Origin of the sequence: Streptomyces sp. NPDC088116 (assembly GCF_044741745.1) — a bacterium.
Taxonomy (GTDB): Bacteria; Actinomycetota; Actinomycetes; order Streptomycetales; family Streptomycetaceae; genus Streptomyces.
The window spans coordinates 619,806-631,831 of record NZ_JBIUTF010000005.1 but is presented as its reverse complement, the minus strand read 5'-3'; the positions used below and the strand labels follow the sequence as shown (position 1 = coordinate 631,831).

At 69.3% G+C, this 12,026-nt stretch carries 11 protein-coding genes; 4 read left to right on the top strand and 7 right to left on the bottom strand.

The genetic code is table 11. The features are described 5' to 3' along the window. Positions 1 to 150 precede the first annotated feature (150 nt). Both ACIOJD_RS23340 and ACIOJD_RS23335 read left to right on the top strand, forming a co-directional pair. A complete protein-coding gene (locus tag ACIOJD_RS23340) occupies positions 151 to 804 on the top strand; it encodes a hypothetical protein (protein WP_401916819.1) in 654 nt (217 codons plus the stop codon). A gap of 232 nt (positions 805 to 1,036) precedes the next feature. Further along, positions 1,037 to 1,474: a hypothetical protein gene (locus tag ACIOJD_RS23335; RefSeq protein WP_401916816.1), complete on the top strand. Its 438-nt coding sequence runs from the start codon at positions 1,037 to 1,039 to the stop codon at positions 1,472 to 1,474. Between the two features lie 156 nt (positions 1,475 to 1,630). On the opposite strand, the gene ACIOJD_RS23330 is transcribed toward ACIOJD_RS23335, so the two are convergent. Both ACIOJD_RS23330 and clpB read right to left on the bottom strand, forming a co-directional pair. Then, a complete protein-coding gene (locus ACIOJD_RS23330) occupies positions 1,631 to 2,158 on the bottom strand; it encodes a YbjN domain-containing protein (RefSeq protein WP_401916813.1) in 528 nt (175 codons plus the stop codon). Positions 2,159 to 2,356: 198 nt separating this feature from the next. Continuing rightward, the gene (gene clpB, locus ACIOJD_RS23325) at positions 2,357 to 4,969 is read right to left on the bottom strand and encodes an ATP-dependent chaperone ClpB (RefSeq protein WP_401916810.1); all 2,613 of its coding nucleotides are present in this window, start codon (positions 4,967 to 4,969) and stop codon (positions 2,357 to 2,359) included. Positions 4,970 to 5,129: 160 nt separating this feature from the next. Between clpB and ACIOJD_RS23320 the strand changes: the two genes are divergently transcribed. Then, on the top strand, positions 5,130 to 5,573 hold the full coding sequence (locus ACIOJD_RS23320; RefSeq protein ID WP_401916807.1) for a pyridoxamine 5'-phosphate oxidase family protein: 444 nt from the start codon (positions 5,130 to 5,132) through the stop codon (positions 5,571 to 5,573). Between the two features lie 143 nt (positions 5,574 to 5,716). Here ACIOJD_RS23320 and ACIOJD_RS23315 read toward each other — a convergent pair whose 3' ends face one another. Further along, positions 5,717 to 6,037: a (2Fe-2S)-binding protein gene (locus ACIOJD_RS23315; RefSeq protein ID WP_401916804.1), complete on the bottom strand. Its 321-nt coding sequence runs from the start codon at positions 6,035 to 6,037 to the stop codon at positions 5,717 to 5,719. Positions 6,038 to 6,570: 533 nt separating this feature from the next. On the opposite strand from ACIOJD_RS23315, the gene ACIOJD_RS23310 reads away from it, so the two are divergent. Beyond that, entirely contained in the window at positions 6,571 to 7,554 is a 984-nt protein-coding gene (locus ACIOJD_RS23310) for a helix-turn-helix transcriptional regulator (protein WP_401916801.1), read from the top strand. Between the two features lie 70 nt (positions 7,555 to 7,624). Here ACIOJD_RS23310 and ACIOJD_RS23305 read toward each other — a convergent pair whose 3' ends face one another. Genes ACIOJD_RS23305 through dnaK form a run of 4 tightly spaced genes read right to left on the bottom strand, consistent with a single transcriptional unit; the run spans position 7,625 to position 11,839 of the window. Continuing rightward, positions 7,625 to 8,095 carry a heat shock protein transcriptional repressor HspR gene (locus ACIOJD_RS23305; RefSeq protein WP_401916798.1) on the bottom strand — a complete coding sequence of 157 codons (471 nt, stop codon included), beginning with the start codon at positions 8,093 to 8,095 and terminating at the stop codon, positions 7,625 to 7,627. 4 nt (positions 8,096 to 8,099) lie between these two features. Then, complete coding sequence (dnaJ, locus tag ACIOJD_RS23300; protein ID WP_401916796.1) at positions 8,100 to 9,293, bottom strand: molecular chaperone DnaJ; 1,194 nt, start codon at positions 9,291 to 9,293, stop codon at positions 8,100 to 8,102. A 42-nt stretch (positions 9,294 to 9,335) separates the two neighbouring features. Then, positions 9,336 to 9,989: a nucleotide exchange factor GrpE gene (gene grpE / locus ACIOJD_RS23295; RefSeq protein WP_401916793.1), complete on the bottom strand. Its 654-nt coding sequence runs from the start codon at positions 9,987 to 9,989 to the stop codon at positions 9,336 to 9,338. After that, positions 9,986 to 11,839: a molecular chaperone DnaK gene (gene dnaK, locus ACIOJD_RS23290; RefSeq protein ID WP_401916790.1), complete on the bottom strand. Its 1,854-nt coding sequence runs from the start codon at positions 11,837 to 11,839 to the stop codon at positions 9,986 to 9,988. Before dnaK ends, grpE begins: the two co-directional genes overlap by 4 nt. Between the last annotated feature and the right edge of the window lie 187 nt (positions 11,840 to 12,026).

The window sequence follows — 12,026 nt, the reverse complement described above, 5'->3', positions numbered from 1 at the left end:
AGCGCGGTGCCAGGGTCCTGCTGAGGAGGCCAGGCCCGTCGATCATCAGCAGTAAGCTGTCACCAAATGACGACAGTTCTGGCCGCGGCTGGTGCCGCCCGGATACGCTGCCGCCGCACCCCGTCTGTCATGGCCCCTGGAGACCGTCAGGTGAACGTTCCTCGCGAGGTAACCGCAGCCGACATCGCCCAGCTCCTGCGCGATGTCGACGCCGCCGCCTGGCGACTGGGCTACGAGGGCCGCGATCCCGTCCTGGACGTCTGCGACATCGCGCGGAAGACCGGCATCGGACCCGCTCGCGTACGGGAACTCCTCGACGGCGCCGAGCCCGAGCCGCCACCCCGCGAGAACAAGGCACGCGAAGGCTTCTACCGCCGGCTCGTCGGTCAGCGCCTGGACGCGCTCCGGCGCCGGAACCCGGACTCGCCGGACGGCGAGAGCTACCGCGAGATCGGTGACGAGGTCGACCTCTCGCACTCGCTCATCGGGCACCTCGTCAACGGCAAGCGCAGCTCACGCCCGGAGTACAGCTCCCCCCTGGAGACGCGTTACGGCGTGCCCCACGGCTTCCTGTCCAGGCCGGAGGGCGACGCCCTCGCCGATCACCTGCTGAAGGTCAAGGAGGGGCTGCACGCGGGCGCGGTCCTCGAAGGCCTGCGGGTGCTCGGCGGCGAGCAGGTCTCACTGCGTCGCACCGACGACGGCACCCCGTCAATGGAGGGCCTGGTGGAGGTCGTCGACGCCCTGGTGGCCCGCAAGCGCATTCTCGACCGCGGGAAGCCGGACGAGTCCGAAGGCTCCTGACGGCGCCACCGATCCCCGCCTGTAGGGGTATCACCCCATCTGGGGCCCGACCCGCACCCTCCACTGTATCCATTTGTTGACAGCGTGGCGGATGGTGCATGAGTATCTGGGCACGTCAGAGATTCACCGTCGGCACCCCCCACGGCCAGGCCCGCCGCGTACGGCCGGCCCGCTTCGTGCCGACCGTACACAGCTACGTGAACGTCCCTGGTGGCCCGTCTACAGCAGGAGCATGTCCTTGCCGCACCACAAGCCCGCGCGTCTCGCCCTGGCCGTGCCCGCCGCCCTCCTGGCTCTCACGCTCAGCGCGTGCGGAGGCGGAGACGACAGCACCGGGAGCACCGGGAGCACCGGGCAACCCACCCCCTCGTCGAAGAACGCCTCGCCGACGGCCACCACGTCACAGGCCGAGGCAGCCTCAGGCGGCGACGTGGCCACCGGCGAGAGCGTCACGGGGAAGGTCGCGGAGGAGGAGGGCGAGGTCACGTACGAGATCACCGCCGAGAACGCGCCCGGGTGCGAGGACCTGTACGACATCGAGAGCTGGAAGGCGGGCGAGAGCCACACCGTGTGCACCACGTACCAGGTTCCCGCCGCGGCCAAGGACATACAGGTCCACTGGTCGCAAGAGGACGGCGAGCCCTACGTCTGGACCTTCCCCAAGGGCTGACACTCCCCAGATCCGGCGGGGTGCCGCGCAGGGGACGGCACCCCGCCTCTTTCTTCCGTACGAAAAGCCCGGCCAGGGGCCGCGATCATGATCGATCGCGGCGCCGGCCGGGCTCTCACGCCGTTACGAGACGCGGGCGCGCACCGGAGGAACGGCTCAGGCCTCCTCGGGCTTCTCGTCCCCCGGCTCCAGTTCGAGCTGCTCCACGAGCCACTTGTCGAACTCGATCGACGCCCGCACCCAGCTGACCGTCGACGACACGAAGTGCTCCAGGCTGACACCCATGCCGATCAGCATCTGGGCCTCGCCGATGAGCCGGACGGTGGGAGGACCATCGCCCTCCTCGTGGATGTGGCTGTAGACCTTGGGCCAGAGCGTGCGGCGGTTCCAGTCGTCGATCGCGTCCAGGATCTTGGACTTGTCGGTGACAGGGTGCGGCCGGTCGTAGAAGGTCCGTACCGAGAAGACCTGCTGGTCCTCCTCCCCACGGAACATGAAGTACGTACGGAATTCCTCCCACGGCGCCGCGAGGTCACCCTCGTCGTCGACGACGTACTTCAGCTCCATCTGTTCGAGGAGCTGCTTCACCAGATCCTGGTCAGGGACGACGGGGCCCGCCGGTTCTGCACCCTGCGGTTGGGGCTGGCCCCCGAAATTCGGAATCGAGGACGGGTCGATGCTCACCGTGTATTTCCCTTCGTACGGTTCCTGCCATCCTCTCCCATAGCAGGAGGGCCCTGGCAAGCCCGGCCCGCCCCGATCCGCCACGAGCTGACACGATCAGGCCCGCCACCCGGGCGGGTGACGGGCCTGTCGTCGATCCGGAGACTTCCGGAGACTTCCGGAGACTTCCGGAGACTTCCAGAGAGATCCGGAGACTTCTTACAGCGTCTTGTCCAGCGAAGGCGCCGCCCCCGCCGCGCCCACGATGAGCCCGTCCCCGACCCGGTCCACCCGGACCGTGTCGCCGTCCGTGACCTCGCCCGCGAGGATCTCCTTCGCCAGCTGGTCGCCGATCGCGGTCTGTACCAGGCGGCGCAGCGGCCGGGCGCCGTAGGCCGGGTCGTTGCCCTCGTCGGCCAGCCATTCCAGGGCCGCCGGGGTGACCTCCAGGGTCAGCCGGCGTTCGGCGAGGCGGGTGGCCAGGCGGGCGATCTGGAGTTCCGCGATGTGGGCCAGTTCGTCCCTGGTCAGGGCGGTGAAGACCACCAGGTCGTCCAGGCGGTTGAGGAACTCCGGCTTGAAGGACGCCCGTACGACCTCCAGGACCTGCTGCTTCTTCTGTTCGTCGCTGGTCAGCGGCTCGGCCAGGTACTGGCTGCCCAGGTTGGACGTCAGGACCAGGATGGTGTTGCGGAAGTCCACCGTCCGCCCCTGGCCGTCGGTGAGCCGGCCGTCGTCCAGGACCTGGAGCAGGATGTCGAAGACCTCGGGGTGGGCCTTCTCGACCTCGTCCAGGAGGACGACGGAGTACGGCCGCCTGCGGACCGCCTCGGTGAGCTGGCCGCCCTCCTCGTAGCCGACATAGCCGGGCGGGGCGCCGACGAGCCTCGCGACCGAGTGCTTCTCGCCGTACTCGCTCATGTCGATGCGGATCATGGCCCGCTCGTCGTCGAACAGGAAGTCCGCGAGGGCCTTGGCCAGTTCCGTCTTGCCGACGCCCGTCGGGCCGAGGAAGAGGAAGGAGCCGGTGGGGCGGTCGGGGTCGGCGATGCCCGCGCGGCTGCGGCGTACCGCGTCGGACACGGCCCGTACCGCCTCGCCCTGGCCGATCAGCCGCTTGCCCAGCTCCTGCTCCATCCGCAGCAGCTTCTGGGTCTCGCCCTCCAGCAGCCGCCCGGCCGGGATGCCGGTCCAGGAGCCGACCACGTCGGCGATGTCGTCCGGGCCGACCTCCTCCTTGACCATCGTGTCCTTGGCGGCCTCCTCCTCGGCCGCCGCGGCCTCCTCCAGCTCCCGCTCCAGGCCGGGGATCTCCCCGTACAGCAGCTTGGAGGCGGTGTCGAAGTCGCCGTCGCGCTGGGCACGCTCGGCCTGGCCGCGCAGGTTGTCCAGGCGTTCCTTCAGCTCACCGACGCGGTTGAGGCCCTGCTTCTCCTTCTCCCAGCGGGCGTTGAGCCCGCGCAGCTCCTCCTCGCGGTCGGCGAGGTCGCGGCGCAGTTTCTCCAGCCGCTGCTTGGAGGCGGGGTCGGACTCGTTCTTCAGCGCGAGTTCCTCCATACGGAGGCGGTCGACCGAGCGCTGGAGTTCGTCGATCTCGACCGGCGAGGAGTCGATCTCCATACGGAGGCGGGACGCGGCCTCGTCGACCAGGTCGATGGCCTTGTCGGGGAGGAAGCGTGAGGTGATGTAGCGGTCGGAGAGCGCGGCGGCGGCGACCAGGGCCGCGTCCGCGATCTGCACCTTGTGGTGGGCCTCGTAGCGGCCCTTGAGCCCGCGCAGGATCGCGATCGTGTCCTCGACGGTCGGCTCGGCGACCAGCACCTGCTGGAAACGCCGCTCCAGCGCCGCGTCCTTCTCGATCCGCTCGCGGTACTCGTCCAGCGTGGTCGCGCCGACCATCCGCAGCTCGCCGCGGGCCAGCATCGGCTTGAGCATGTTGCCGGCGTCCATGGCGGAGTCGCCGCCGGCGCCCGCGCCCACGACGGTGTGCAGCTCGTCGATGAAGGTGATGATCTGTCCGTCGCTCTCCTTGATCTCGGAGAGGACGGTCTTGAGGCGTTCCTCGAACTCGCCACGGTACTTGGCGCCCGCGACCATCGCGCCCAGGTCCAGCGAAACCAGCCGCTTGTTCTTGAGCGACTCCGGCACGTCGCCCTTGACGATGCGCTGCGCGAGGCCCTCGACCACGGCGGTCTTGCCGACACCGGGCTCGCCGATCAGCACCGGGTTGTTCTTCGTACGGCGCGACAGCACCTGCACCACGCGCCGGATCTCCTGGTCCCGGCCGATGACCGGGTCGAGCTTGCCCTCACGGGCCGCGGCGGTGAAATCGGTGCCGAACTTCTCCAGGGCCTTGTACTGGCCCTCCGGGTCGGGTGTGGTCACCCGGCGCCCTCCCCTTGACTTCTCGAACGCGTCCAGCAGCCTCTTGGCGCCGGCCCCCCGCTGATCCAGCACCTCGCCCGCCTGGCCGCCCTCGGCCGCGATGCCGATGAGCAGATGCTCGGTGGAGAGGTAGTCGTCCCCCAGCTCCTTGGCCCGCCGGGCCGCGTCGGCGATGACGGCGAGCAGCTCACGGTCGGCCTGCGGGGGCGCGACGGTGGACCCGGTCACGCTGGGCTCGGCGGCCAGCAGCCGCTCCGCGCCCGACCGTACCGCGGCCTGGTCCGCCTCGACGGCCGCCAGCAGGTCGGTGACGTTCTCGTTGTCCTGGCCTTCGAGCAACGCGAGCAGCAGGTGCGCGGGGGTCAGATCGGGATGTCCGGCCGCCACCGCCCTGCTGGTGGCGGCGTTGATCGCGTCCCGGCTCTTGTTGGTCAGCTCTGCGTCCACGTGCCCTCTCCTCCTCGTACCACGCCTCGTACCGTGCGCGCACACGCCCGCGCCCGTCCCACATCTGCCACATACAACATACGTAAAGTTGAGCCTATTCCACTCAACCTGAAAGCGGGAGTCCGGGGTCCGCGGATCCGGCGCGTTCTACGCTTTCGGCATGACCCATGGAGTACGTAGCCCCAGCCCCGATTTTCTCGCGTTCTGGCGCGAAAGGCATGTGTGCACGCTGACCACCACACGCCCGGACGGCAGCCCGCACGTGACCCCGGTGGGCGTGACGTACGACCCGGTGGCCGGGGTGGCGCGCGTCATCGCCAACAAGAACAGCCGGAAGGTGGCCAACATCCTGGCGGCGAGCGCGGGGACCGGCGCGGAGGAGGGCGCGCGGGCGGGCGGAGGCGGCGGCGCGCGTGTCGCGGTGTGCCAGGTCCAGGGCCGCCGCTGGTCGACGCTGGAGGGACGCGCCACGGTCCGTACGGAGCCGGAGGCGGTGGCGGACGCGGAGAGCCGTTACGCGGAGAGGTACGAGCGCACTCCCACGCCCAACCCGGACCGCGTCGTCATCGAGATCGAGGTGAACCGGACGCTGGGCCGCGGCTGACGGCCCACGGACGCGACGGGCTCACGGACCCGCGCACGCGAACCGTACGCGGACAGCACAACGGCGCCATCGTGTTTCAGGTCCACGATGGCGCCGTTGTGTGGGGGAAGTGCCCGAGCGATTTACAACGACGGGGGAATCGCTCAGGCACTGCGGGGGGTGGCGATGGTGGTATTCGAGCCGACCAGCTGGTGGTCGCGCTGGTCGAGGTTGACGAAGATCATGTCGTATCGGATCGTGCACCGTACCGGCTGCGGGGCCCCCCGCGGCCTGCGGAGGCAGCGGTAGGCGCGGACGTCGTCGTCCTCCTCGCGCACAACGACGACGGGCTCTCCGAACAGAGTGACCATCAACGAATCACCACGGTGAGGAATAGCCGTGACGATGTCGATGAAATGCCACCCGGACCGGTAGGCCGTGGCCATCTCGCGCCGGAAGACCCGATCGTCCGGCGGCACGGTCATGCGCCGGCGCCGGCCGGCGAGGTGTGCCAGCCGATGTCCTTTGGGGCGTTCTTCGGGGACACGATCCAGCCAATGTCACCCGGCGTCCCACCCTGAGCAGCGGATCCACGGGCCGAATCGCTCCAGCCGATGTCACCGCCCGTACCCTCAGCGGCAGATGCGACAGGCTTGGTGCTCCAGCCGATGTCCCCCCCGACAACCAGCGCACCATAGGCCAGAGCCGCAGAGAAAGCAGTGGCAACCACCGCGCGAAGCATTCTCTTGTACATAGTCGGCTTCGTCCTCACTTGATGGATTCCTCTCCCCCGCCATCTAGACGATGTCTCACCCGGACACGTCAACACCACCGGGACGAGGCATCATGTTCCTGCATGTTCAGGACCCTGGGGGGTGGAGCTTTGCCCGCAAACAACTCAAAACCGACACATCCCCATGCCGTCACTGATCTGTGTGATGACGGCAGACGGCTTTACGCCAGCGCGTTGCGCTCCGGACGCCTCGCCCGAAGCGAAGCCGCGGCGGCACCGTGCCTGATGGAATTCCCCCTCCTGCACCCCGATCCCGACGATCCGGACTGGCTTCGCCCTGTTCCACCCTCCGCGGCCCTCGCCCAGCGGCTCCACCCCATCGAACGCGAGATCCAGCAGCGGCGGCACTTCGCCGTCGAACTGACCGACTCTTTCGAGCCGTTCATGACCATCAGCGCTCAGGACCCGCCCACCACCCACGCCATCACCGTGCTGGAGGGCGTCAGCCGGATCAACGCGGCGCTCGACCTCTCCACCGCCGAGTGCCGCACCGAAGTGCTCACCGTGCAGCCGGGCGGCGGTCGCAGCGCGCATGTGCTCGCCCAGGCGCTGGAGCGCGGCCGGTCCGTGGTGGACCGCGGTGTCAGCCTCCGCACGCTGTATCAGCACACCGTCCGGCACAGCCAGGGCACACTCGCCTACGCGGAACGGCTCGCCGAGGGCAAGGTCGAGATCCGGACGTTGGAAGAACTCATCGAGCGGCTGATCATCTTCGACCGCACCGTCGCGTACATACCCGCCCGTTCCGACCGCCAGGTCGCCCTGGAACTGCGCCACCCGGGTCTGGTCGACTACCTGGCCCAGGTCTTCGAGCAGCTCTGGCGCCGCGCCACCCCCCTCACCCAGCAGGTCCGGTACGCGCCCACCCCCGACGGCATCACGGGCGTCCAGCGCTCCATCGCGCGGCTTCTCGTCGAGGGGTACGTGGACGAGGCCATCGCCCGGCGCCTGGGGATGAACGTACGGACCTGCCGCGCGCACATCGCCAAACTGGCCGCCACCCTCGGCAGCGGCAGCCGCGCCCAGCTCGGCTATCTCATCGCCCGGTCGGGAGTCCTGGAACAGGGCCAGGGCGGCACCGAAGGGACCATGACCATGGGGACGGCGGGGGCGGCGGGAACAGTGGGGGCGGCGGGGGAGTACGAAAAGGACCCCCACCCGGCGGGTCCGCCGGGTGGGGGTCCTTCACAGACGGTGCCGGGCCGCTGAACACACTCCCCGGCGACGCCCGGACCTCATCAGGCCCTCGCCAGGTCCTGGGCACACTTCACGGCGCCGGTCAGTCCGCCGGCCGCTTCGGCCGCCACACCACCAACGCGCTCGTCTGCTGCACATCCTGATACGGCACCAGGTCCCGGCGGTACGAGGCATGCACCTGCGCCTCGCGCTGCCGCATCGCCGCCGCCGCGCCGTCGACCGCCGACGACAGCTCGGCGATCCGGGACTGGAGCGCCGCGACCTGGTTCTCCAGCTCGATGATGCGCTTGATGCCGGCCAGGTTGATGCCCTCGTCCTGCGACAACTGCTGTACCTGACGGAGCAGTTCGATGTCACGGGCCGAGTAGCGGCGGCCCCGGCCCGCCGTACGGTCCGGGGAGACCAGGCCGAGACGGTCGTACTGCCTGAGGGTCTGCGGGTGCAGCCCGGAGAGCTGGGCCGCCACCGAGATGACGTACACCGGCGTTTCCTCGGTCAGCTGATACGCCCTGCTGAACGATGCGGACTGCCGACGACGCCCGTCCCTGTCCATCGCGTCATGCTCCCTTCGCCGCCTGGAACAGCTCTGCCCGCGGGTCCTGGTCCGCGGTCGCCTTCCGGTAGGCCTCCAGCGCGTCACGTGCCTCCGCGCCGAGGTCCTTGGGAACGACGACCTCGACGGTGACCAGCAGGTCGCCGCGAGTGCCGTCCTTACGCACGGCGCCCTTGCCCCGGGCGCGCATCGTACGGCCGTTGGGAGTCCCCGGGGGCAGTTTCAGCGTGACCGGCGGTCCGCCGAGGGTCGGCACCTTCACCTCGCCGCCGAGCGCCGCCTCCGAGAAGGTGACGGGCACGGTGACCGTGAGGTTGTCGTCCCTGCGGCCGAAGACCGGATGGGCGTCGACGTGGACGACCACGTACAGGTCCCCGCCGGGGCCGCCTCGCTCGCCCGGAGCGCCCTTGCCGCGCAGCCGGATCCGCTGGCCGTCGCTGACGCCCGCCGGGATACGGACCTGCATGGTCCGTGAGGACCTGGCACGCCCGCTGCCCTTGCACACCTCGCAGGGGTCCTGGGCGATCAGCCCACGCCCCTTGCAGTCGACACACGGGTCGGTGAGCGAGAAGCCACCGCCGGTGCCGCGCGACACCTGACCGGTGCCCACGCAGGTCGGGCAGACCCGCGGGGTGCCGTTCTTGTCGCCCGTACCGGAACAGGCCTTGCAGGGCGCCTGGCTGGACATCCGCAGCGGGACCGTGGCCCCGTCGACGGCCTCGGTGAAGCTGAGCGTCACCTCGGACTCGATGTCCTGACCACGGCGCGGCTGTGTGCGGGTCCCCGGGCCACCCCGGTTGAACAGCCCGCCGAAGACGTCCCCGAGTCCGCCACCGAAGCCACCGGCGCCCGCGGGGCCCGTCTGCGGACCGCCCTGGCCGCCGCCGAAGAGGTCGCCCAGGTCGAAGTTGAACGAGCCGTTGCCGCCGCCGGCGCCGGGTCCCGGACGGAACCCGCCGTTGCCGAAGAGCGCGCGGGCGTCGTCGTACTCCTTGCGCCGCTTGGGGTCACCGAGGATGTCATTCGCCTCGGAGACCTCCTTGAAGCGCTCCTCGGCCTTGGCGTCACCCGTGTTGGCGTCCGGGTGGAACTCGCGGGCGAGCTTGCGGTACGCCTTCTTGATCTCGGCCTCGGTGGCGTCCTTGGGGACGCCGAGAACCTTGTAGTAGTCCTTCTCCACGAAGTCCTTGGTGCTCATTCCCGACGTCCCTCCTCTCCGCCTTCATTGCCTGGCACCGCGTCAGCCCCCGTCCGGGCCACCGCTCTCCTCGTCGCCCGCCTGCTCATCGGCGGATTTGGGCTGGGCCCCTGGCTGGGGCTCGGCCACCGCGACCCGGGCGGGCCTGATCGTCCGCTCGCCGAACCGGTACCCAGGCTGGAGGATCGCGACGCACGTCGTCTCCGTGACGTCCGGCGCGTACGAGTGCATCAGGGCCTCGTGGACCGTCGGGTCGAAGGGCTCGCCCTCCGTACCGAACTGCTGGAGCCCCAGCTTCGCGGTGACCGCCTCCAGGGACTCGGCGACCGACTTGAAGCCGCCCACCAACTCCTCGTGGTCCCGCGCCCGGCCGATGTCGTCGAGCACGGGCAGAAGCTCGGTCAGCAGGTTCGCGACAGCGATCTCCTTGACCGTGACCCGGTCCCGCTCCACCCGACGGCGGTAGTTCTGGTACTCGGCCTGGAGCCGCTGGAGGTCTGCCGTGCGCTCACCGAGCGCCGTACGGACCTGGTCCAACTGGGCCTGCAGGGCTACATCCTGGACGTCCCCGCCCGGGGCCGCCGGGCCCGGCTCCGGTACGGAGTCCGGCTCGGCGGCCTTCGGCGCGGTCTCTTCGGGGGTCGCGCCGGAGGGGACGTCGGGCTTCTCCTCGAAGCCCGGGGTCTCCTCGGTCACGCGGCACCGTCCTTCTTCGGCTTCTCGTCGTCGACGATCTCGGCGTCGACGACATCGTCCTCGGCGGCCTTGCCGGCACCCGGGGCCTCGCCCGCGCCCTCGGCACCGCCGGCGGCCTGGGCGTCGGCGTACATCGCCTGGCCGAGCTTCTGCGAGACGGCCGCGACCTTCTCGGTGGCCGTCCGGATCTCGGCGGTGTCCTCGCCCTTGAGCTTCTCCTTCAGCTCGCCGATGGACGTCTCGACCTCGGTCTTGACATCGCCGGGGACCTTGTCCTCGTTGTCCTTGAGGAACTTCTCCGTCTGGTAGACGAGCTGTTCGGCCTGGTTGCGCGTCTCGGCGGCCTCGCGGCGGCGGTGGTCCTCGTCCGCGTACTGCTCGGCCTCTTCGCGCATCCGGTTGACCTCGTCCTTCGGCAGCGAGGAGCCACCGGTGACGGTCATCTTCTGCTCCTTGCCGGTGCCGAGGTCCTTCGCGGCCACGTGCATGATGCCGTTGGCGTCGATGTCGAAGGCGACCTCGATCTGCGGCACACCGCGCGGCGCGGGCGGCAGACCGGTCAGCTCGAACATTCCGAGCTTCTTGTTGTACGCGGCGATCTCGCGCTCGCCCTGGTAGACCTGGATCTGCACGGACGGCTGGTTGTCCTCGGCCGTCGTGAAGATCTCCGAACGCTTCGTCGGGATCGTCGTGTTGCGCTCGATGAGCTTGGTCATGATGCCGCCCTTGGTCTCGATACCGAGGGACAGCGGGGTGACGTCGAGGAGCAGGACGTCCTTGACCTCACCCTTCAGGACACCGGCCTGGAGCGCGGCGCCGATGGCGACGACCTCGTCCGGGTTGACGCCCTTGTTGGCGTCCCGGCCACCGGTCAGCTCCTTGACCAGCTCCGCGACGGCGGGCATGCGGGTCGAACCACCGACGAGCACCACGTGGTCGATCTCGGACAGCTGGATGCCGGCGTCCTTGATGACGTTGTGGAACGGGGTCTTGCATCGGTCCAGCAGGTCCGAGGTCAGCTGCTGGAACTGAGAACGGGTGACCTTCTCGTCCAGGTGCAGCGGGCCCTCGGCGGACGCCGTGATGTAGGGCAGGTTGATCGTCGTCTCGGACGAGGACGACAGCTCGATCTTCGCCTTCTCCGCGGCCTCGCGCAGACGCTGGAGAGCCATCTTGTCCTTGGACAGGTCCACGCCGTGGCCGTTGGCGAACTGCTTCACCAGGAAGTCGACGAGACGCTGGTCCCAGTCGTCACCACCGAGGTGGTTGTCACCGTTGGTGGCCTTCACCTCGACGACGCCGTCACCGATCTCCAGCAGCGAGACGTCGAAGGTGCCGCCACCGAGGTCGAAGACGAGGATGGTCTGGTCGTCCTTGTCGAGCCCGTAGGCCAGGGCGGCCGCCGTCGGCTCGTTGACGATACGCAGCACGTTGAGGCCCGCGATCTCGCCGGCCTCCTTCGTGGCCTGGCGCTCGGAGTCGTTGAAGTACGCCGGGACGGTGATCACCGCGTCGGTGACCTTCTCGCCCAGGTACGACTCCGCGTCCCGCTTCAGCTTCTGCAGCACGAAGGCCGAGATCTGCTGCGGGTTGAAGTCCTTGCCGTCCAGGTTGATCTTCCAGTCGGTGCCCATGTGGCGCTTGACCGACCGGATGGTCCTGTCGACGTTCGTAACCGCCTGGCGCTTCGCGACCTCGCCGACGAGCACCTCGCCGTTCTTGGCGAAGGCGACGACGGACGGCGTGGTCCTGGCGCCCTCGGCGTTGGTGATGACGGTGGGCTCGCCGCCTTCGAGAACGCTGACGACGGAGTTAGTCGTGCCCAGGTCGATGCCGACCGCACGTGCCATTTCAATTCCTCCAGCTGACTTGAGTGGAACAGACTCAAGGATGCATCACGGATCCCAAGGAGTCAAAGGACCTGAGCCAAGGAGACTCAACTATTGTGCGGGCACCTTGCGCCTGAGGGCTTCGCAAGGGCTTCCTCCGGGGGTTTGAGCGCGCCCGGCGGGGCCGCCTACCCGATCCGCGCCGGTT

Excerpts from the sequence above, each read along its gene's own strand:
- ACIOJD_RS23335 (WP_401916816.1), top strand. The coding sequence starts at position 1,037 with ATGTCCTTGCCGCACCACAAGCCCGCGCGTCTCGCCCTGGCCGTGCCC.
- ACIOJD_RS23320 (WP_401916807.1), top strand. The coding sequence starts at position 5,130 with ATGACCCATGGAGTACGTAGCCCCAGCCCCGATTTTCTCGCGTTCTGG.
- ACIOJD_RS23315 (WP_401916804.1), bottom strand. The coding sequence starts at position 6,037 with ATGACCGTGCCGCCGGACGATCGGGTCTTCCGGCGCGAGATGGCCACG.
- ACIOJD_RS23310 (WP_401916801.1), top strand. The coding sequence starts at position 6,571 with ATGGAATTCCCCCTCCTGCACCCCGATCCCGACGATCCGGACTGGCTT.
- ACIOJD_RS23305 (WP_401916798.1), bottom strand. The coding sequence starts at position 8,095 with ATGGACAGGGACGGGCGTCGTCGGCAGTCCGCATCGTTCAGCAGGGCG.
- dnaJ (WP_401916796.1), bottom strand. The coding sequence starts at position 9,293 with ATGAGCACCAAGGACTTCGTGGAGAAGGACTACTACAAGGTTCTCGGC.
- dnaK (WP_401916790.1), bottom strand. The coding sequence starts at position 11,839 with ATGGCACGTGCGGTCGGCATCGACCTGGGCACGACTAACTCCGTCGTC.